Genomic DNA, 19,949 nt, shown 5'->3' with positions numbered 1-19,949 from the left:
GGGCCTTCATGGCAGTCAGCCGCAGAAACCTCCTGACCGGCGCGACCGCTTTCGGCGGGGCCGTATTGCTCTCCCCTCCCGGGGTCGCCCAGGCGCTCAGCGCAACCGTGCGCACCGGCATTCCCGACTACACGGCCACCAAGGCGTCCCTCGACACCCACCCGGTGCCGCGCTGGTACAAGGACGCCAAGTTCGGCATCTTCGTCCACTGGGGCGTCTACTCGGTACCCGGCGGCACGGGACGGCAGAACGCCGCCGAGTGGTACCTGTGGTACACGAGCTACAAGGACACCGCCGAGTGGAAGTACCACCGCGACACCTACGGCGAGGACGTCGTCTACGACGACTTCATCCCGCGGTTCACGGCCGAGAACTTCGACCCGGACTCCTGGGTGAGGCTCTTCGAGCAGGCGGGCGCCCAGTACTTCGCACTGACCAGCAAGCACCACGACGGTTTCGCGCTCTTCCCCAGCCAGGTCACCGACCGGCACTCGGTCGCGTACGGCCCGAAGCGCGACCTGGTCGGCGAGCTGATGACCGCCGCCCGCAGGCGCGGCACCGTACGGCCGGGCCTCTACTATTCGCTCGGCGAGTTCTTCAACCCGGCGATCGGCCGACCGATGAGGAACTTCTACACCGACGAGGAAATCCCGATGGTCGGCTACAAGCCGGTCGAGGACTACGTCGGCGACTACGAGCTGAAGCAGCTCCACGAGATCATCGACCGCTACGACCCCGATCTGCTGTGGGCGGACGGCCAGTGGTTCCGGCCGTCCGGCGAACCGCCGTGGCGCAGCGAAGAACCCATGGCGCACTACTACAACCAGGCCAAGAACCGCCGGAAGCCCAAGGGCGTCGTGGTCAACGACCGGTTCGACACCCACTACGACTTCGCCACCTACGAGCAGCGCACCAACCCCACGATGGACCCGCAGAAGTGGGAGTGCTGCATCACCATGGGGTATTCCTGGGGCTACAACAAGCACGAACTGGACGAGGACTACAAGACCTCGGAGTTCCTGGTCCACCTGCTCGCCGACGTGGTCAGCAAGAACGGCAACCTGCTGCTCAACATCGGCCCCGAACCGGACGGCACCATCCCCGGCATCATGCGACAGCGGCTGCGCGACATCGGCGCCTGGCTGGACGTCAACGGACCCGCGATCTACGGGTCGACGCCGTGGGTGCGAGCGGAGGAGGAGGGGAGCCCACTGGGCATCCGCTATACGGTCACCCCCGGCAGGTTCAACATCATCGCGCTGGGCGCCCCCCGCGGAACCCTGTCGGTACCGGCGGACATACCCGTGGGCGCCACCTCCAGGATCCGGCTGCTCGGCCACCACGGCCCGCTGCGGTGGACCCGCCGGGACGGCAGGATCCACATCACGGTCCCCTCCGGCCTCCCCAGTGACCTCGCGAACACCTTCACCGTCGACTGGGACCGGGGAACCTCATGACCGGGCGCGACGGGACCCGGTTCGACACCCTCGGGCCCGCCCTCACGGTGACCACGGTGCCCGCGGAACCGGCCGGCGGCGACGCGGTGACGGCCACCGCCGTCCTCACCAACGACTGCCCGTTCCCTCTGCGCAACACCGTCCTGCACCTGATCGACCCGCGCACGACGACGGCCGTCCGGACCATCGCCCTCGGCGATCTGCGGCGCGGCGCGAAGGTGACCCGCAGGTGGCGGACGCGGATGCCCGCAGGCGTGGCCGGGGAGGTGGCGTTCACCGCGCACGTGGTCTTCGACGTCGATGCGCACAGCGCCGACTGCGCCCGCGCCGCCCGGACGTTCACCATCCCGTACACCCCCAATGAGGTGCGGGCGCCCTACGCGACGTACGCCACCGCCGAATCCACCGCCTACGGCCAGTACGGCACCGAGCTGGTGATCTGGGCGGGCGGCCGGGACCTGTCGGGCGGTATCGACGAGAAGGGGATCATCTACCTCCCCGGCGGCGCCGCCACATCCTGTGTGGCCCAGGTGAAGGCAGTCGGCCTGACCGGCGGCGACAGTCCCGTCGCCAAGTCGGGGATCGCGATCGCGGGCGACCTGACCGCGCCGGAGAAGGGCGGCTACGCCGTGCTGACCATGTCGGCGCGGTACGGCGTGGAGTTCATGACCGACAGCGACGGCGACGGCCGCCTGGACACCTGGGCCGGCGGCGGCACCTCCTACCACCCCGCCTGGCTGAAGCTCGTCCGCGACGGCACCACGTACACCGCGTATGCCGGCGCCGACGGCGCCGCCTGGCAGCGGGTCGGCACCGCGACCGTGCCTTCGGCGAACGGTGCCGGGGACGCCGGTGTCGTCGCCGGCGCGGCCAACCTCAACTACCCCGGCACGACCGTCCGGGCGATATTCGACCACTTCACGGTGGAGGCGACGTGAGCGGCAACCCGAGCAGCCGGCCCTACCGTCCCTACCGTCCCGAGGAGGACTTCCTCAGCCCACCCGTCGCGCTGACCGTGTCGCCCACAAGCCCGGAAGCGGGCTCGCCGGTGACCCTGACCGCCACCCTCACCAACACCGCCCCGGTCGCGCTGCGTGACACGGTGCTCTACCTCGCCGTGGACGGCAGCGGGCGACCGTGCCGTCTGGGCAGCGTGGCGCCCGGTGCCACGGTCACCCGCGGATGGCGGACCCGGCTCGCCGACGACGCCGAGGGCCTCGTCTCGTTCACCGCCCACGCGCTCTTCGACGTCCACCGCGACGGCTCGGACTGCTCCCGCGCCACCTCCTCGGTGCGGCTGCCGAACCTGTCGCTCGCCGGAGCCTTCGACAACGCGGGCATCGCCTCCGACGACGCCCTCACCGTCGCCGACATCGACGGGTCACGGTCCAGCCTGTCCGCACAGGCGCTGTCCTCCGCCGGGCTGACACCGGGGGCGGTGGTCACGTACGACGGAACGGCCTTCACCTGGCCGGACACCCGGCCGGGGAACAAGGACAACGTCGTCGCCTCCGGGCAGACCGTGTTGCTGTCCGGCGCGGGCTCCCGGCTGGCCTTCCTCGGCACCAGCACCTGGGGCGAGAGCAAGGGCGAGGGAACCGTCGTGTACGCCGACGGCACACGGCAGACGTTCTCCGTCGCCGTCCCGGACTGGTACGGGGCGAACGGCTCCGCCGCGGTCGTGGTGCCGTACCGCCACATCTCCACCGGCCGGGACGACACCCCGGTCAGTCTCTACGTGTTCGGTGTCGAGCTGCGGGACAAGGAGCTGCGCGCGGTTGTTCTGCCGAAGGTCAGCGACGGCGCGCAGTCGGGCGTCCCCGCCCTGCACATCTTCGCGATGTCGGTTGCCTGAAAGGACGTTCATGAACAGCGACGAAGGCGTCAGCCGCAGACGGGTGCTGACCGGGGCGGCCGCCGTTGGCGGCGCGCTGCTGCCGGCGGGGCCCCAGGCCGCCCGGGCGGCCGGCACCGACCGGGGCCCCCGCCCGTTCGACACGGCACCGGCCGCCGCCGCGCTCCGGCGGCTGGTGCCCGCCCACCACCAGCAGGTCACGCTGCGCGCTGTGGCGGCCGGCGGCGACCACTTCCGGGTCACCGGCCGGGCCGGGAGCATCACGGTGGAGGGCACCAGCCCGGCCGTACTGCTCACCGGGTTCAACCGGTACCTCACCGAGGCCGCGAAGGCCGGCATCTCCTGGAACGGCGAGCAACTGAACCTGCCCCGGCTGCTGCCCGCGCCCGGCACGGAGATCACGGGAGCGGCGAACGTCGCGCACCGGTTCGCGTACAACGACACCAACGAGGGCTACACCGGCGCCTACCGGGGCTGGACGGCGTGGCAGCGCGAGATCGACGTGCTCGCGCTGCACGGCATCAACGAGGTGCTCGTGTACATCGGTGCCGACGCCGTCTACTACGACACCTTCCGCGACTTCGGCTACTCCGACGCCGAGCTGCGAGCCTGGATCCCCGCCCCGTCCCACCAGCCCTGGTGGCTGCTGCAGAACATGTCGGGGTTCGGCGGTCCGGTGTCCAAGCGGCTCATCGACCAGCGGGCGGCCCTCGCTGCGAAGATCATCAACCGGGTGCGGGAACTCGGCATGACGCCCGTGCTGCCCGGCTACTACGGCACCGTGCCGGACGACTTCCTGGCGAAGAACCCCAGCGCGTCGCTGGTCGCCCAGGGCACCTGGGGCGCCTTCGAACGCCCCGACTGGCTCGATCCCCGCACGGACCTCTTCGCCGAGGTCGCGGCCGCCTTCTACCGGCACCAGCGCAGGCGGTTCGGCGACAGCGCGATGTACAAGATGGACCTGCTGCACGAAGGCGGCAACGCCGGTGACGTGCCGGTCGGCGAGGCCGCCAAGGCCGTCGAGGCGGCGCTCCGGAAGGCCCACCCCGGGGCGGTCTGGGCGATCCTGGGCTGGCAGACCAATCCGAGCCGGGAGATCCTCGGCGCGGTCGACAAGAGCACGATGCTCGTCCTCGACGGTCTGTCCGACCGCTACACCACCGTCACCGACCGGGAAAGCGACTGGTACGGCACCCCGTACGCCTTCGGCTCCATCTGGAACTTCGGCGGTCACACCCCGATCGGTGCCAACGCCCCCGACTGGGTGGACCAGTACCCGAAGTGGCGGGACAAGGCGGACAGCGCGCTCGCCGGGATCGCGATGATGCCCGAGGGCGCCGACAACAACCCCGCCGCGATGGCCCTGTTCACCGAGCTGGCCTGGACGCCCGGCACCATCGACCTCGACGAGTGGTTCGCCTCGTATGCCGTATCCCGGTACAGCGGCGAGGACCCGCACGCCGTCGCCGCCTGGAAGGCGATCCGTGCCACCGCATACAACATGACCCGCGCCGACTCCTGGAGCGAGGCGCCCGACGGGCTGTTCGGCGCCCGGCCGAGCCTGGCCGCCGACAAGGCCGCCGCGTGGGGCCCGGAGGCCGACCGCTACGACACCACGGCCTTCGACACGGCCCTCACCGAACTGCTCCGGGTCGCGCCCCGGCTGCGCGACAGTTCGGCCTACGCGTACGACCTGGCCGACGTGACCCGTCAGGTGCTGTCCAATCGCAGCCGGGTGCTGCTGCCCCAGATCAAGGCGGCGTACGAGGCCGGGGACCGCGGCCGCTTCGACCGGCTCGCCGAGACGTGGCTCAGCTGGATGAAGCTGATGGACAAGGTGCTGGCCACCAGCGGTCAGCGCCTGCTCGGACGGTGGCTGGCCGAGGCCCGTTCCTGGGGCGCCACCAAGGCCGAGAAGGACCAGCTGGAGTACGACGCACGGTCGCTCATCACCACCTGGGGCGGCCGGGCCAGCAGTGACGAGGGGCTGCACGACTACGCCAACCGGGAATGGTCCGGCCTGGTCGGCGGCCTCTACCACCTTCGCTGGAAGACGTACTTCGACGCGTTGTCCGCGGCTCTCGCGGCCGGCGGGCAGCCGGCCGGGATCGACTGGTTCGCGCTGGAGGACCGCTGGGCTCACCGGCACGACAGCTACCCGGTACGGACGTCGGGCGACGTCCACAAGCTGGCCCGGCAGGTGAGGCAGACCCTGGCCGCGGACCCCCACCAGGTGACGCTGACCGCGTCCGCCGACCGGGGAGCGGTGGCCGAGGGCCGTCCGGCCATGGTCACCGTGTCGTTCACCAACCGCAACGGATTCGGCCCGGCGACGGATGTGAACCTGACCGTCGACGCGCCGGAGGGGATGACCGCGGAGCCGGTCGGCACGACCACCGCGGCGTCCGTCGCCCCGGGCGAGACCTTCTCGGCGAGCTTCCGGGTCACCCTCACCGCGGCCGCCGGTGCGCTGGTCTCCCGGGTGCCGGTGGGCGCGTCCTACCGGACCGGCGGCTCGCGGGGCTCGGCCGCGGCGGCGGTGCGTCTGATGGCGGGTAACGGTGTCCAAGAGCCTTACCGGACCACCTCCTTCAACGACGCGCTCTTCGGACAGTCCGGGGACGCGCTCGCCATCGAGGGCGGGGGCGCCGATCTATGGGGTGGCACCAATGAGTTCGCCACGATCCACCGGGTCGCCGCCTTCCGTTCCGCCTCGACCGCCACGGTCCGGGTCACCTCGCAGGACAGCACCGGCGGCTGGGCCCGCGCCGGGCTGATCGTCCGCAACGACCTCTCCGCGGACGGCGACGGCTCGGCCGGGTACGTCAACCTGGCGGTGACTCCGTCCAACGGGTGCGCGCTGTCCTGGGACTCCGACGGCAACGGAACATTCGACTCCGTCGAACTGGCGGGTTCCCTCACCGCCCCGGTGCATCTGCGGCTCACGCGCTCCGGCGACGCCTATACCGGCGAGTGCAGCGGTGACGGCGTCTCATGGACCACGGTCGGCACGGCCACCCCGGGCGGCGCCACCGACACCCAGGACATCGGGGTGTTCATGACGGCCGCCAACGGCTGGACCGGCACCCGCGGGATCGCCGGTTTCCAGAACTTCTCCGTCACCTGAGGCAGCCCGATGCCGACTGCTGTCACGAGGCCCTGCGCCAGGGGGCTGCGACGAAGGACCGGGCAGCTTCCACGCGAAGTGGATACGCATAGCTTGTCATTTATGGTCCGGCGTCGAACGTGGCTCGAACTTGATCGGCATTTTCGCAGTTCAGCGGGTGTGAAGGCGGCCTCCGTCTGATCCTGTACTCCGTCACAGAGGCATAGGAACAGCGCGAAGGCCGTGGTCGTGAGTTTGGTGCATCAGGGCGTCCTGCGGGATGCGTTCGCGGAAGTGTCACACTTCCGGTCGGAGTTGTACGCGTGCATGACCGCGCGGGGCGACGCGTTGTTCGAGTTATGCGACGCGTTGTTGTGCACGGACGGGCCGGTGCGGACGCTGGTTGATCTCGCGCTCGCCCCCGAACACCGCCGCGGTCACGGAGCTCTGTACGGCGGGCTCAACCAGGGGCGGATCAATGTCGCCCGACTGCGTCGAGCCCTGGTCGGACTGCCGCTGCCGAGAGCGGCGGACGGTCGGCTGGTGCTGGCAGTGGATGTCTCGCCGTGGCTGCGGCCGGACGCCAGCACCTGCCCTGACCGGGCCTTCCGCCACACGTTCGGCCGTGGCGAGGGCTAGCATCAGATGGTGCCGGGGTGGCCGTATTCGGTGGTGGCCGCGCTGGAGACGGGCCGCACCTCCTGGACGGCGGTGCTGGACGCGGTCCGCCTGGAACCCGGCGCCGATATCGCCGCGGTGACCACGGTGCAGATTCGTGAGGTCGTCGAGCGGCTGGTGGCCGCCGGCCAGTGGCAGGAAGGCGACCTGGAGGTCCTGGTCGTGATGGACGCCGGATACGACGCACCCCGCATCGCCCACCTGCTGGCTGGGCTGCCTGTCGAGATCCTCGGCCGGCTCCGGTCCGACCGCGTGATGCGACGGCCGACACCGCCTCGGATCTACGATCCCAAGGGCGGTCGGCCGCCCAAGCACGGCGGCGAGTTCGTCTTCGGCGACCCCGGCACCTGGGGCGTCGAGCAGGCCGTGACGACCACGGACACCCGGCTCTACGGGAAAGCGACCGCGCAGGCGTGGGACCGGCTGCACCCGCGGCTGACCCGCCGGGCCGCATGGCTTGATCACAACGGACCGCTGCCCATCATCGAGGGCACCGTCGTCCGCCTGGCCGTGGAGACGTTGCCCAGCGGCGGGGTCAACAAGCCGGTCTGGCTGTGGTGGTCCGGCACCAGTGCCACCCCGGACGACGTGGACCGCTGCTGGCAGTCGTTCCTCCGACGTTTCGACTTGGAGCACACGTTTCGCCTATTCAAACAGACGCTCGGGTGGACCAAGCCCCGGCTTCGCAGCTCGGAAGCGGCCGACCGGTGGACCTGGCTGGTGATCGCCGCCTATGCCCAGCTCCGACTCGCCCGCCCGCTGGCCGCCGACCTCCGGCGGCCTTGGGAGAAGCCTGCGCAGCCGAACAAACTGACACCCGCCCGCGTCCGGAGGGGGTTCAGAAACCTCCGCACAAAGACCGGCTCCCCGGCCGGTGCACCGAAACCGACCCGGCCCGGGCCCGGACGACCAACTGGTTCGAAGAACCGCCGCCCGGCAACACGCCACGACGTGGGGCGCGTCCTGGCCACCGGCGAGGCATACCGCCGTCCCGCGCACCACAAGAAGGGGACAAAGCCCCGGCGCTTTGGATGAATGACAACAACGGCAGACTGGGCCCATGGACCCAGGACTCGCCGCGCTGCTGGGCGCCGCTGTCGGCGCTGTCACCACTCTTGGCGCCGCGATCGTCAGCGGCCGGGCACAGGCACGTGCACAGCATGATCAGTGGCGCCGTCAGCACCGCCGCGACGCATACGCCAGCTACCTCAGCGCGCTCCATGACCGTGACATCGCCATGGACGCCATCCTCGACGCGCTGCGTTTGGACGACCCCGACCTACCCGATGTCGACGAGAAGATACGCCACTTCATCGCCCTGGCTCGCGAGGTCCACCGCGCTGCCGAAGTCGTGACCATCGAAGGACCGGCTTCCCTCGCGGAAGTCGCCGAGCGAGTCACCCATGCATCCCGCGACCTCTCCCACGTCATGCGGCAGATGGCCGAGAACGTACATCGGCGAGGCAGTCGAGGTCCTGGCGGCCCTCGCCCCCGACCTCACCACAGCGCTCCGGACTGCCGCCCGCAAGGCGTTCGTGATCCTGGACGGCACACTGCTCCCGATCGACCGGATCGCCGCCGACCGCCCCTTCTACTCGGGTAAACACAAGAAACACGGGATGAACGTGCAGGTCATCGCCGGCCCTTTCGGCCGACTGCTGTGGGCCTCGCCCGCCCTGCCCGGCGCAGTCCACGACATCAAGGCGGCCCGCGCCCACGGCATCATCGGCGCCTTGGCGGACGCCGGGGTGCGCTGCTGGGCCGACAAGGGGTACCAGGGGGCCGGCGGCACGGTTCGCGTCCCCTACCGGGGCCGCTGGGACAAGCTCTCCGAGGGCCAGCAGGCGGTCAACGTTTCCCATGCCAAGATCCGCGCTTTGGGCGAGCAAGCGATGGCCACCCTCAAGACCTGGCGGCTGCTGCGCAAGCTCCGCTGCAGTACAACCCGCATCACCAACCTGGTCAAGTCCGTCATCACGCTGCACCTGGCGACGTCAGGCTGAGGTCGGAAGTCACGTCCAGGTGGTGACCGGCCTCAAGGCCAGGCCGGCGTTTACCGCATCCAGCGAATCGAGGAGTGCGGCTATCGGGCCGTGTGGGCCCGGCTGACTGCCGCCCTGCACTTTCTCTGCTCGAGAGGGGAACTTCCAGTTCCCGAAGGCGTCCTGGGGGTGGTGCGAGGTCGTCACCTGGCCTGGGCGCTCTGCACATGTCGTGGTTTCCAGGGCGGCCTCAGACGAGTCCGCGCTCGGCGAGGCTGCGGCCGGTTTCCTCGATCGTGTCGGGGATCGAGTGGAGCGGGCGGGCCAGGAGCGCCTCGGCGGGGTCGTGGTCGAAGCGCTGCGCCGAGCCGATGAGCCACCGGTTGTCGCGCAATTGGGGCTCGAACACGCTCGCGACCCAGGTGAGCCATGTCGTCATCACCCGCCTGGGGATCTTCCCGCTCGCCTCGGGAAGCCTCTCGCGGAGCACCGCGGCGACGTCGATGAGCGAGGACGGGTCGGTCGCGACGATCGTGCGATGCGCGCCCGCCGTTTCGGAGGTCATCGCCTCGATGTGCGCGTCGGCGACGTCTCGCACGTGTACCCATGGGAGCCGCAGGTCTGGGACCATCGGCAGCGTGCCGGCCATGATCTGCTGGATCGCCGAGACCGAGGTGCCCGGGTCGTCGGAGAGGAGGGGCCCGATGACCGCGCCCGGGTTGATGACGGCGAGCCGGTCGCGCACGCCGCGTCGGTCGGCGATGTCCCACGCCGCGCGCTCGGCCCGGACCTTCGAAACCACGTAGGCACCGAGGCCGCGGCGGTCGTGTGGGGTCCAGTCGGATGCCGCGAAGAGGTGATCTCTGCGTGCCGGGGCGTACTGCACCGCCGCGAGCGACGAGGTGACGACCACGCGCTCCACGCCTGCGTCGAGCGCTGCGTCGATTGCCCGCGTCGTGCCCTGTACGGCGGGGCGGATCAAGTCCTCCGGGTCCTTCGGCTTCGTCGTGACGAAGGGGGAAGCGACGTGCAGTACGAAACGGCAGCCTGCGGTCGCGGCCGCCCATCCCTCGTCCGACAGCAGATCGAGCTGCAGGACCTCCAACAACGTGTCGTCTGCGCCTGCCCCTGCCATCGCAGCGCGCACCTCGGCGGCGCGGGCCGGTGACCTTACCGACCCGCGGACCGCGTACCCGCGCCGCAGAAGCTCTGCCGCTATGTGACTGCCGATGAACCCCGAGACGCCCGTGACAAGGACCGTGTCTGTCATGTCTACCTCGATTGATCGCCCGATCTTGACAGTGAGCAGTTTACGGTTGGTCTACTCACTGTCAAGATGTGGACTTGATGATGACCGAAGAGCCGAGGCCCGGCGATCGTTACCACCACGGCAATCTGCGCGCGGCGCTGCTCGACAGCGCACTGCAAGTGCTGTCGGAGAGCGGTGTCGCCGGGTTCAGCATGCGCGAGGCCGCGCGGCGGGCGGGAGTGTCGCAGTCCGCTCCCAAGCACCACTTCGGCGACGCGCGCGGGCTGCTCGGCGCGCTCGCCACGCGCGCCTACCGTCAGCTCTGCGACCGGCTGGAGGCGGTGGAGGTCGTCGGGCGCGATGTGCGGGAGCGGGTCGCGGCGCTCTCGGCCGAATATGTTGCGTTCGCCCGGGACAACCGCGCGCTGTTCGACCTCATGTGGCGCATGACCCAGTTCGACTTCAACGATCCAGACCTGGTCGAGCAGAAGCACCGGGCGCTCCGCGCCCTGGACCGTGGTCTGCGCGGCCAGGATGCGCAGCTGCCGGCCAGTGCGGACCCCGCGCTGGTGCGGAGCTACGCAGTGTGGTCACTCGTGCACGGCTATACAAGCCTCGCGCTGGAGGGCGCGATCGACGAAGACACCTCAGATCCGTTGACGAGCGACTTGCTCCCCGCGATGCTGCGGCTCCTCGATGTGTCCCCGACCGACCGTGACCCGTAGACCGTCGCGGCTAAGCCTTGATCCACCGGACAACTGCCGGTCCATGCCTTGGACATGAAGGCGCGGATACCCTGTGAGCTGGGGTGATGGGACTTCCCGCGGTTCCATATCCACAGAGTGAGAGAACACCCGTGGGATGCGGCTCTCCCATGCCGCCTCGGCGGTGTCACCCGTGTTCGATGACCAGAATCTGATCGCATGTGCCCGGCTGGCGCCCTGCGCAGCCAGGTTGGAAAGGGCTCAGCGAACCCTGACCGGCATGATCACCGGAAAGGCTGAGGCTCTGTTCAGCCTGAGACGTTAAACGACAAGCATAGTGCCTGTTTTCGAACCCTGCAGTTCGACGCCGCCCCTGCGGATACCCGGCGTCAGGCCGGGCTGGGGCGGTCTGATCACTCTGAGTGCGGGCAGTATCAAGGCGATGAACCTCAAGGACGCCGAGCAGGGAAAAGAGGGGCATGGCGATAAGCGGCGATCTCGCTACTTGGGTGGGTTCGGCCGGGACGTGGGCTGCGCTGGGGGCGGCAATCTACGCAGGGCGGGCTGCCTTTCACTTGCTGCGTGTAGAGCAGCAACGGGATCTGGAACAGGAGCAAGATCGCCGTTCTGCCCAAGCGTCCGGCGTCGCCGGGTGGACTGGTTTCCAACCGGACACGGACCTTTTGTCAAGCATGGCCCTTCCCCCGGACGCCGCGTATCCCGACGTCTATCTCATCAACAGTTCCAGGCTCCCCGTCTACGACCTTCGGCTATACCTCTGGGTGGATTTTCAGGACGGCCCCCTGCTCTGGCAGATCCGTGCTGCGGTTCCTCCGACGCTTCAGCCCGTGAAGGTCAGTTCCTTCCTGGGCGCACGTGAACATGAGGCGGCCGTCATGGCGCGGGTGACCGGCGTCTCGTTGGCTTTCAGGGACGCCGAGGGGAACTGCTGGCAGAGATCGCGGGACGGCCTGCTGCATCAAGTGCCTCCGTCTGAACATCAGCGGCGAACCGTGCGGGATGGAGGGGAGAGTGTTGTGGCCGTGCATGTCGATGCCGTCTGTCCTCCCCCGTTGTCGTGACGCCCTGAGTGCCTCGCACCAAGAGGCTTGGACTGCACCCTCCGGCCGGAAGCGGTGGTGCAGCCTGCATCTGGCCAAGCGTCTGGGAGCAGGTCGTACGGGTATGGCTATTGGCAGCTTTTAGAAGCGGGGGCGTATGACTGACACCGGCGCGCTGTACGGACTGCTCGGGGCTCTGGGGGGAGCCGCCGTTGCCGGCCTCGCGGCTGTCTATGGCCCCCTGCGTCTGCATCGGCGGCAAGCCGAGCAGAAGGCGAAGGAGGAGAAGGCTCGCCAAAGTGAGATAGAGACCGCTCGGCTGCTGAAGATGCGGACCACGGGTCGGGCGTGGATCGATGCACTGGAGCGGGTGGTCCAAGATTTGCAGGCACACCATTCTGTGGAGGTCGACCGATTCGATGAGATCATGGTCCAACTCAGTCGAGAGGCCACCGAAGCCGGACATGCGCTGGCTCACAACGGTCTCTGGCTCGAATCACAGGACACACCACCACACGGAATTCCGCTGGTCCCAGCCCCAGGCGGGGCGCGACTAAACGATGGGGGCGGATCAGGGTTCATCGCACTCTCCCAGCTCCTGGGCCGCTTGCGAGAGGCGACCCGGGAAGTCCGTGCCGATGTCCTGCGACGTCCTTTGCAGCGGGAGAGTCCCGTGCGCAGTGAGGTCCTGGAGGCTCTGGAGCAAGTCAGGGCTGCGCGGGCACAGCTGAATGCAGTCCTTCTTGATCAGATCGACCAGATCAATGGAGGTCATACGCATCGCCTATAGGGTGGGGCGGCCTTGTTCTGGTTCCAGCAGGAACACTCCGTTGTTTTCCCGGTGAGTGCCTGTTTGTGGTGTGGCCATGCCATATCGGCGTTCGTGACGTGCCGGCGAACGGTTCGTTGGGACGATGTGGGTGTGGAGATCGAGCGGGTGCGGGCGAAGCTGCGGCGGACGTGTGGCATGTGCGGTCACGGCCTCGGGTCTCATGAGAAACCCGATCCTGAGCGGGGTGTGCCGCACTATCCGCCGCAGGCGTGTCACATGAATCGGGGCTGTATGTGCGTCGTCTTCTGGCCCGCCGACGTGGTGTGCAAGCCGGAGGTCAGGGACGCGGTGCTGCGGATCCTGGCCCGCTGAACCGTGCCGTGGGAGAGTGGAAGTACCGGAACCCGGCCTGAGTTGGGCGACGGTGGTCCGGGCGACCGTCAGTCCCTTTCCTTCTCACGGGATGCGGGCTGGCTGGTGCGGCGGGACTGCCTGCGGGCAGCGGCAGGCCCTTGGTATCCACGACCAAGTGCCGTTTGCGGCCGTTTACCTTCTTCGCGGCGTCGTAACCGCGCGAGTCCTTCCCGACGGTCTCCGCGGCCTTCACCGACTGGGAGTCGATGACGGTGGCGACCGCGCCGGGGGCCCGGCCCATCTTGCGGCGGATGCACTTGCGGGACTGGTCACGGATCTGCCCGACGACGCCGCAGGCAGCCCAGCGGGCCATGAATCCGTAACAGGTCCGCCAGGGCGGGAAGTCCTTGGGCAGGGCCCGCCACTTGCAGCCGGTGTCAACGACGTAGCGGATCGCATCGAAGATCTCGCGGCGGGGATGTTTCTCCGGGCGACCGCCGCGCGGGCCTTCACAGGCCGGCCGCGGAAGCAGCGGTTCGATCAGGGCCCACTCGTCGTCGAAGGTGTCCGAGGGATAGCAGCGGCGCCGTGCCAATGCGTCCCTCCTGGAAGACGGGGCGGGACCGGCCGCGCTGCGGCCGGTCCCGCCAGTCAGGCGTCGATGTAATCGGAGATCACATCGAGCGTGGACTCGACCGAACTGAGCTGGGTATTCAGGTGCTTGATCCACCGGCCCTTGGGCTGGAGGACGGCGTGCGGGGCGACGACACCGGTGATGAACCGGCGGATCCCGGTGAGTTTCTCCCGGATGATCGCGACCTCGTATGCCTAGAGCTCGGCCGGGTCCGAGCAGAACGGCCGCGCATCGAAGTGGAGAACGTCGAAACCGCGCTCGACATCGCCGCCCGCGGGCACGCGGACACCATCGCCGCCCGTGGCGTCGTCCGCAGCCTTGCCGGGCAACTGCCCCAAGAGTTGTTCGCCGCCCCGCTACGGCCCAAGCTCTACGACCACTTCGCCATCGTCCACCGCCACAACACCACCCTCAGCCGAGCCACCCACACCCTCATCGAACTGGCCACCGCTCGCCTCCAACGCGCAACCGCCCCAAGCCAGTAGCCCAGCTGAAAGAAAACCGAACCGACCTGTGCTGGACGGGGCGGAGGGTGTCCTCGACCGTGCGGACGTCCGGCCGCCGGGGCCTCAAGGGCGGCTGAAGGACTCGATGATCGTGGCGGCTTCCGGTGTCTTGACCGCCGCGGCGATCACATGGGCCTCTTCCCGGCCTCGCTGCTCGCGCGATGTGCTCCAGCCCGTGCGCATCAGGAGTTTGGTCCGCCCGAGGGCGAACGCCGGTCCCGCGGCGAGCCGTTCGCCGAGCCGATGTATTCGATCACCGAGTTCCGCGTCGTCGACCACCTCGTTGATCAGCCCCCAGGCCGAGGCTTCCTCGGCGGTCAGTGTCCGGCCCGTGAGGGCGAGTCCGAGCGCGCGCTGTTGCCCGATCGCACGGGGCAGAAGGTACGAGACGCCGCAGTCGGGTGTCAGTCCGGCCTCGGCGTAGGCCATGAGGAACTTCGTCGACGCCGCCGAGACGATCACGTCGCAGCTCAGCATCAGCGCCAGACCGGCACCCGCCACGGCTCCCTGGACCGCGGCGACCACCGGCTTGTCCAGTGCCGCGAGCCGTTGCAGGGCGAGATCGAGGGTGCCGGCCAGTTCCTCCAGGTAGGCCGCCCGGTCCGGCGCGGCGGCCATCGCGGTCACATCGCCTCCCGCGCAGAACCGCCGGCCCTCGCCGCGGACGAGCACCGCGCGCACCTCGGGATCGGCCGCCCGGTCCACCGCCGCGGCGAAGGCATGCGCCGTGGGCAGGTCCACGGCATTCGCCTGAGCCGGTCTGGCCAGGACGATCTGGGCCACGCCTGCCCCGCAGGTGTAACGGACGAGTTCGTCTGTCATGTCAACGCACTCTCACTCACGCTCGAAGGGGTTGTCGTCGGGGGGCCGGACACGGTGAGCCAGCAGCTGCGCGATATGAGTGCCGCGGACACCGGCGAGCTGATCGAGTTGAGTCCGGCAGGAGAAGCCGTCGGCAAGGACGACCGCGCCCGCCTCCGCTTTCCGCACAGCCGGCAGCAACGCCGTCTCCGCCACCGCAACGGAAATCTCGTAGTGGCCCCGCTCGACGCCGAAGTTCCCGGCCAGCCCGCAGCAGCCGCCGACGGTACGCACGGTGGCGCCGGCGCCCGCGAGCAGTTCGGCGTCGGCGGTCCAGCCCATGACGGCGTGCTGGTGGCAATGCGGCTGCGCGATGCCGCGCACACCGTCGAGTCTCGGTGGTGTCCATGTGGTGGTGGCCGTCAGCAGCTCGGCCAGCGTGTAGGTGGCGCCTCGTACCGCTGTCGCGCGGGCGTCGCCGGGCAGCAGTTCGGCCGCGTCCTTGCGCAGGACCGCGGTGCAGGACGGCTCCAGGCCGACGACGGGGATCCCTTCCTCCAGCGCGGGTTCGAGAGCGTCCAGGCTGCGCCGCAGCTGGGCGCGGGCACCATCGAGCTGGCCGGTGGAGATCCAGGTGAGTCCGCAGCAGACAGGCCCGTCGGCGAGCCGCACTGCGTACCCGGCGTCCTCGAGCACCGTCACGGCCGCCCGCCCGACCTCCGGGCTGAAGTAATCGGTGAACGTGTCGACCCACAAGAGCACCGGTTTGCCGGTGGTGGTGGGTCGCGTGGCGAACCACTGCCGGAAGGTGGGGGTGGCGAACGAGGGCAACTCGCGGCGGGCGTCGATGCCTCCCAGCCGCTTGGCGAGCGCCGCCGGCCACGACCGGCCCAGCACGGCGTTGGCCACGTTGGGCAGGCGCGAGGCCAGGCGAGCCCATCGGGGCAGCCAACCGAGGGAATAGTGCGCGGCCGGTCTGATGCGGTGGCGGTAGCGCTGGTAGAGCGCCTCGGCCTTGTAGGTGGCCATGTCCACGCCTGCCGGGCAGTCGGACGAGCAGCCCTTGCAGGACAGGCACAGGTCGAGTGCCTGCGCCACTTCGTCCGAGCGAAAACCTGTGATCAGCGAGCCGTTCGCGACCTCCTGGAGCACCCGGGCGCGGCCCCGGGTGGAGTCCTTCTCATCCCGCGTGGCCAGATAGGACGGGCACATGACACCACCGGCGTCCGTGGTGTCCGCCCGGCACTTGCCGACCCCGACGCAGCGGTGCACCGCGTTCGCCAGATCACCTCTGTCGTGCGGGTAGGCGAAGCCGAGACCACCGTCCAGCGTCCGGGCGGCGGGCACCCGCAGGTCCGCGTCGAGTGGCGCCGGGTCGGTGATGACACCGGGGTTGAGCAGATTGTCCGGGTCGAATACGCGCTTGACCTGACGGAACGCCTCGATGGCCGCGGCGGAGTACATGTGCGGCAGCAGCTCGCCGCGCGCCCGCCCGTCGCCGTGCTCGCCGGACAGGGAGCCGCCGTACCGGCCGACCAGCCGAGCGGCGTCGACCACGAACGCGCGGTAGCGATCCGGGGCCGTGGCGAGGGGGAAGTCGATCCTGGTGTGCACACACCCCTCGCCCAGGTGGCCGTACATCAGGCCGTCGAGGTCATGTTCCCGCATCAGCCGGCCGAACTCGCGCAGATAGCCGCCGAGACGGGCTGGGGGCACCGCGGCGTCCTCCCAGCCGGGCCACGCCGGCTCGCCGGCCGGGCTGCGGCCACCGAACCCTACGCCGTCCTCACGGATCGCCCACAGCGCACGCGCGGACCGGCCGGTGACGATCGCGGAATCGAGGCAGTCGGCATCCGTGATGAGCTTCGCCGCGTTCGCCCGGGCCTCGGCTTCGGTGTCGCCCGGCGTTTCCACGAACAGCCAGCCCTCTCCTCGGGGTAGATCGGGCACCGCGCCGCTGCCGCGCCGGGAACGCACGACCGCCACCAGGCGGGCGTCCATCCCCTCGATCGCCACGGGGCGGTGCGGCAGCAGGGCCGGTACGGCATCGGCGGCCGCGGGCATGTCGGGATAGCCCAGCACCGCCAGCGCCACGGCGCGGGGAGGCTCGACCAGTCTCACCACCGCGCCGAGAACCACACCGAGCGTGCCCTCGCTGCCGACGAGGAACTTCGCCAGATCCGCGCCGTTCTCCGGCAGCAGGTGCTCCAGCGAATAGCCCGACACCTGCCGGCCGAAGCGCCCGAACTCCGTACGGATCACCGCCAGGTGCTCGCTGACGATGTCCTCCAGCGCACGGCCCTTGCGACCCGCGGCGCGCAGGCCGGACCGGCCGAGGCGGCGGGCGTCCAGACGCTCGCCGTCCGCGGTCAGGGCCTCGGTGGACACGACGTTGTCGGCGGTGCGGCCGTACCGGAGCGCCCGGGCGCCGCAGGCGTTGTTGCCCAGCGAGCCGCCGATGGTGGCCCGGGCATGTGTCGAGGGATCGGGCCCGTACCGCAAGCCGTACGGGGCCGCGGCGGCGCTGATGCGATCGAGGATCGCTCCCGGCTGGACGGTGGCCGTCCGCGCCTCGGCGTCCACCGAGAGCACCCGGCCGAGATGGCGGGAGAAGTCCAGGACGACACCGGTGCCCACCGCGTTGCCGGCCGTCGAGGTCCCGGCGCCCCGGCTGGTGACCGGGACCCCCGCGGAGCGCGCGACCGCGACCGCGGCGGCGACCTCGTCGGGGTGCCGGGGAAAGGCGACGACCGCCGGAAGGACACGGTAGTTGGAGGCATCCGTCGCGTACTCCGCCCTGCGGCGGGTGCCGGCATCGACCTCGGGCAGCCCGGCCCGGCGCAACGCGTGGGCCAGCTCGCGGCGCTCCGCCGAGCCGCCGTCCGGTGTTTTCCGTCCGCTCATGCCAGGCTCACAGCGACCTTCAGGCGGCCTTCCGCCGGCACATCGGCGCACTCGTAGGCGGCCTGGACGTCGCCGACCCCATAGGTGTGGGTCACATAGCGTTCCGCGAGGAACGGGTGCTCGGCCAGGTGCCGACCGGCCGCTTGGAGGTAGCGACGCCGCTCCAGCGTCGTACCGGCCTGCATCGTCAGTTGCTTGCGCAGGAACTTCCACATGTCCAGCGCGTACGGGTGTTCCTCGGGGATCCCGAAGTAGTGGATCAGACCGGACGGGGCCACGGCATCGATCGCGTCGCCCAGTGTCGCGGTCTGGTGGCCGATCGCCTCCACCACCACGCCCGGCCGCCGGTCGTCGGCCAGTTGCACGGCCCAGCGCCCGGTCGCGCCGTGAACGGCGTCGTCCACCCCGAACAGCCCGGCGACGTCGCCGCGGTCGACGACGTCCACCCCGGTGACCCGTCGCGCCCCTCGCTCCTTGATGACGTGGCTGAACAGGACGCCGATCGGCCCCTGGCCGAGGACGGCCACGTCGGCACCGGCCAGGGGGCCCAGCCGGTCGACGGCGGACAGCACGCAGGCCAGGGGCTGCAGCAGGACGGCCACGGTCGGTTCCAGCGCCGCGTCGCACTCCGCCAGTCCCGCTCCCGCGGTGACCACGTATTCCGCGATCGCGTCGGCGGAGTCCGCCCATCCGACCACCCGGGTGCCGGGCGCCAGGGACGCGTCCCGCGAAGCCACCACCTCTCCGGCCACTTCGTGCATCGGGAAGCCCGGGAGGCCGGGAGCGCCGAGACACCGGCCCGGCGCGACCAGCGGTGCCCGCAGACCCCGGAAGTCCGGGGCGTCACTGCCGCAGATCCCGCCGGCGAGAGAACGCAGCAGCACCTGTCCGTCCCGCAGGTCACCGGCTTCCGGCGCGGGCACATCGATCTTCTCGAACCGCCTCGGCGCGGTAAGCACGTACGCCCACATCGTCGAACGCTCGCTTTCTCTTCAGCTCCGGGCATCGGTCGCGGAGCGGGTGGCGGAGTCGCTCATGCCGCGGGTGTCCATCCCGCCCAGCGTGTCGCCCGCCACCTCGGCGTTGTGCGCGTGTGCGAAGTGGTGCAGACCGAATACGGAATCCATACCCGCGCGCATGCCTTGCAGGTCCTCCGCCTGGTTGACGGCCTTCTTGGCCAGCGCCAGGCCGAACCGGGGCATCGTGCCGATGCGTTCGGCAATCTCCAGGGTGCTGTCGAGCAGTCGCCCACGTGGCACCACACGGTTCACCATGCCCAGCTCGTAGGAGCGTTGAGCGCTGATGCGGTCGCCGGTGAACAGCAGTTCCTTGGCGGCTCTCGGGTTCATCACCCATGGGTGTGCGAAGTACTCCACACCGGGGATTCCCATGCGGACCACGGGGTCGGCGAAGAAGGCGTCGTCGGAGGCGATGACGAAGTCGCACGCCCATGCCAGCATCAGCCCGCCCGCGATGCAGGCGCCGTGCACCATCGCGATCGTCGGTTTGGGAATCTCGCGCCAGCGTCGGCACATGCCGAGGTACACCTCGGACTCGCGGGCGAAGCGCTGGTCGCCGCCCTGCTTGTCCGTGTGGTCCCACCACATCACGGCCTTGCGGTCGAAGGTCCGGTCCGTGTCGCGGCCGGGGGTGCCGATGTCGTGCCCGGCGCAGAAGTGCGGACCGTTTCCCCCGAGCACGATGACCTTGATCTGCTCGTCGTCGACGGCGCGCTTGTACGCGGCGTCGAGCGCGTAGGTCATGGCGGAGTTCTGCGCGTTGCGGTACTCCGGGCGGTTGAGACTGACGACCGCCACGTTTCCGCGGCGTTCGTAGGTGACGACCGGGTCGTCGCTCATCGTCGCTCCTGGGGCGTGTTCCGGGCG

General features: G+C 69.8%; 14 protein-coding genes and 3 pseudogenes. 10 read left to right on the top strand and 7 right to left on the bottom strand.

The window, feature by feature from the left end; translation table 11 throughout:
- The first annotated feature begins 8 nt into the window (after positions 1-8).
- The 5 genes and pseudogenes from ACFZCY_RS41085 to ACFZCY_RS41065 all read left to right on the top strand — a co-directional run bounded on the left by ACFZCY_RS41085 (position 9) and on the right by ACFZCY_RS41065 (position 8,131).
- Positions 9-1,457 (top strand): alpha-L-fucosidase, encoded by a 1,449-nt coding sequence (locus ACFZCY_RS41085; RefSeq protein WP_391185754.1) that lies wholly within the window; start codon positions 9-11, stop codon positions 1,455-1,457.
- Positions 1,454-2,395, top strand: a complete 942-nt coding sequence (locus ACFZCY_RS41080; RefSeq protein ID WP_391185751.1) for a hypothetical protein — start codon at positions 1,454-1,456, stop codon at positions 2,393-2,395. Before ACFZCY_RS41085 ends, ACFZCY_RS41080 begins: the two co-directional genes overlap by 4 nt.
- Entirely contained in the window at positions 2,392-3,312 is a 921-nt protein-coding gene (locus ACFZCY_RS41075) for a beta-glucosidase (RefSeq protein WP_391185748.1), read from the top strand. Before ACFZCY_RS41080 ends, ACFZCY_RS41075 begins: the two co-directional genes overlap by 4 nt.
- Positions 3,313-3,322: 10 nt before the next feature.
- Entirely contained in the window at positions 3,323-6,439 is a 3,117-nt protein-coding gene (locus ACFZCY_RS41070; protein WP_391185745.1) for an alpha-N-acetylglucosaminidase TIM-barrel domain-containing protein, read from the top strand.
- A gap of 228 nt (positions 6,440-6,667) precedes the next feature.
- Positions 6,668-8,131: pseudogene (locus tag ACFZCY_RS41065) on the top strand (NF041680 family putative transposase).
- 244 nt (positions 8,132-8,375) lie between these two features.
- Here ACFZCY_RS41065 and ACFZCY_RS41060 read toward each other — a convergent pair.
- Positions 8,376-8,501, bottom strand: coding sequence for a hypothetical protein (locus ACFZCY_RS41060; RefSeq protein ID WP_391185742.1), 126 nt, complete (start codon positions 8,499-8,501; stop codon positions 8,376-8,378).
- 46 nt (positions 8,502-8,547) lie between these two features.
- On the opposite strand from ACFZCY_RS41060, the pseudogene ACFZCY_RS41055 reads away from it, so the two are divergent.
- Positions 8,548-9,099, top strand: a pseudogene (locus ACFZCY_RS41055) (transposase family protein); the annotation flags it as partial.
- Between the two features lie 229 nt (positions 9,100-9,328).
- Here ACFZCY_RS41055 and ACFZCY_RS41050 read toward each other — a convergent pair.
- Complete coding sequence (locus tag ACFZCY_RS41050) at positions 9,329-10,348, bottom strand: NAD-dependent epimerase/dehydratase family protein (RefSeq protein WP_391185739.1); 1,020 nt, start codon at positions 10,346-10,348, stop codon at positions 9,329-9,331.
- A 77-nt stretch (positions 10,349-10,425) separates the two neighbouring features.
- Between ACFZCY_RS41050 and ACFZCY_RS41045 the strand changes: the two genes are divergently transcribed.
- The 3 genes from ACFZCY_RS41045 to ACFZCY_RS41035 all read left to right on the top strand — a co-directional run bounded on the left by ACFZCY_RS41045 (position 10,426) and on the right by ACFZCY_RS41035 (position 12,882).
- Positions 10,426-11,052 (top strand): WHG domain-containing protein, encoded by a 627-nt coding sequence (locus ACFZCY_RS41045; protein WP_391185838.1) that lies wholly within the window; start codon positions 10,426-10,428, stop codon positions 11,050-11,052.
- Between the two features lie 458 nt (positions 11,053-11,510).
- Entirely contained in the window at positions 11,511-12,113 is a 603-nt protein-coding gene (locus tag ACFZCY_RS41040; RefSeq protein ID WP_391185737.1) for a hypothetical protein, read from the top strand.
- Positions 12,114-12,249: 136 nt separating this feature from the next.
- Entirely contained in the window at positions 12,250-12,882 is a 633-nt protein-coding gene (locus ACFZCY_RS41035; RefSeq protein ID WP_391185734.1) for a hypothetical protein, read from the top strand.
- Between the two features lie 481 nt (positions 12,883-13,363).
- Here the strand turns inward: ACFZCY_RS41035 and ACFZCY_RS41030 are convergent.
- Positions 13,364-13,813, bottom strand: a pseudogene (locus ACFZCY_RS41030) (IS5 family transposase); the annotation flags it as partial.
- A gap of 158 nt (positions 13,814-13,971) precedes the next feature.
- Between ACFZCY_RS41030 and ACFZCY_RS41025 the strand changes: the two are divergent.
- On the top strand, positions 13,972-14,337 hold the full coding sequence (locus ACFZCY_RS41025) for a hypothetical protein (protein WP_391185732.1): 366 nt from the start codon (positions 13,972-13,974) through the stop codon (positions 14,335-14,337).
- Between the two features lie 84 nt (positions 14,338-14,421).
- On the opposite strand, the gene ACFZCY_RS41020 is transcribed toward ACFZCY_RS41025, so the two are convergent.
- The 4 genes from ACFZCY_RS41020 to ACFZCY_RS41005 form a co-directional block, all read right to left on the bottom strand.
- Positions 14,422-15,180: an enoyl-CoA hydratase-related protein gene (locus ACFZCY_RS41020; RefSeq protein WP_391185730.1), complete on the bottom strand. Its 759-nt coding sequence runs from the start codon at positions 15,178-15,180 to the stop codon at positions 14,422-14,424.
- 12 nt (positions 15,181-15,192) lie between these two features.
- Positions 15,193-18,063, bottom strand: coding sequence for an FAD-linked oxidase C-terminal domain-containing protein (locus ACFZCY_RS41015; RefSeq protein ID WP_391185727.1), 2,871 nt, complete (start codon positions 18,061-18,063; stop codon positions 15,193-15,195).
- Positions 18,060-18,986 (bottom strand): zinc-binding dehydrogenase, encoded by a 927-nt coding sequence (locus ACFZCY_RS41010; RefSeq protein WP_391185724.1) that lies wholly within the window; start codon positions 18,984-18,986, stop codon positions 18,060-18,062. The genes ACFZCY_RS41015 and ACFZCY_RS41010 overlap by 4 nt, the downstream gene beginning before the upstream one ends.
- A gap of 69 nt (positions 18,987-19,055) precedes the next feature.
- Positions 19,056-19,922 (bottom strand): enoyl-CoA hydratase, encoded by an 867-nt coding sequence (locus ACFZCY_RS41005; protein ID WP_391185721.1) that lies wholly within the window; start codon positions 19,920-19,922, stop codon positions 19,056-19,058.
- Between the last annotated feature and the right edge of the window lie 27 nt (positions 19,923-19,949).

The organism is Streptomyces sp. NPDC007983, assembly GCF_042958345.1.
Lineage (GTDB): Bacteria > Actinomycetota > Actinomycetes > Streptomycetales > Streptomycetaceae > Streptomyces.
Note: the sequence above shows the minus strand (reverse complement) of the source record. Positions and strands in the feature narration are given on the sequence as shown.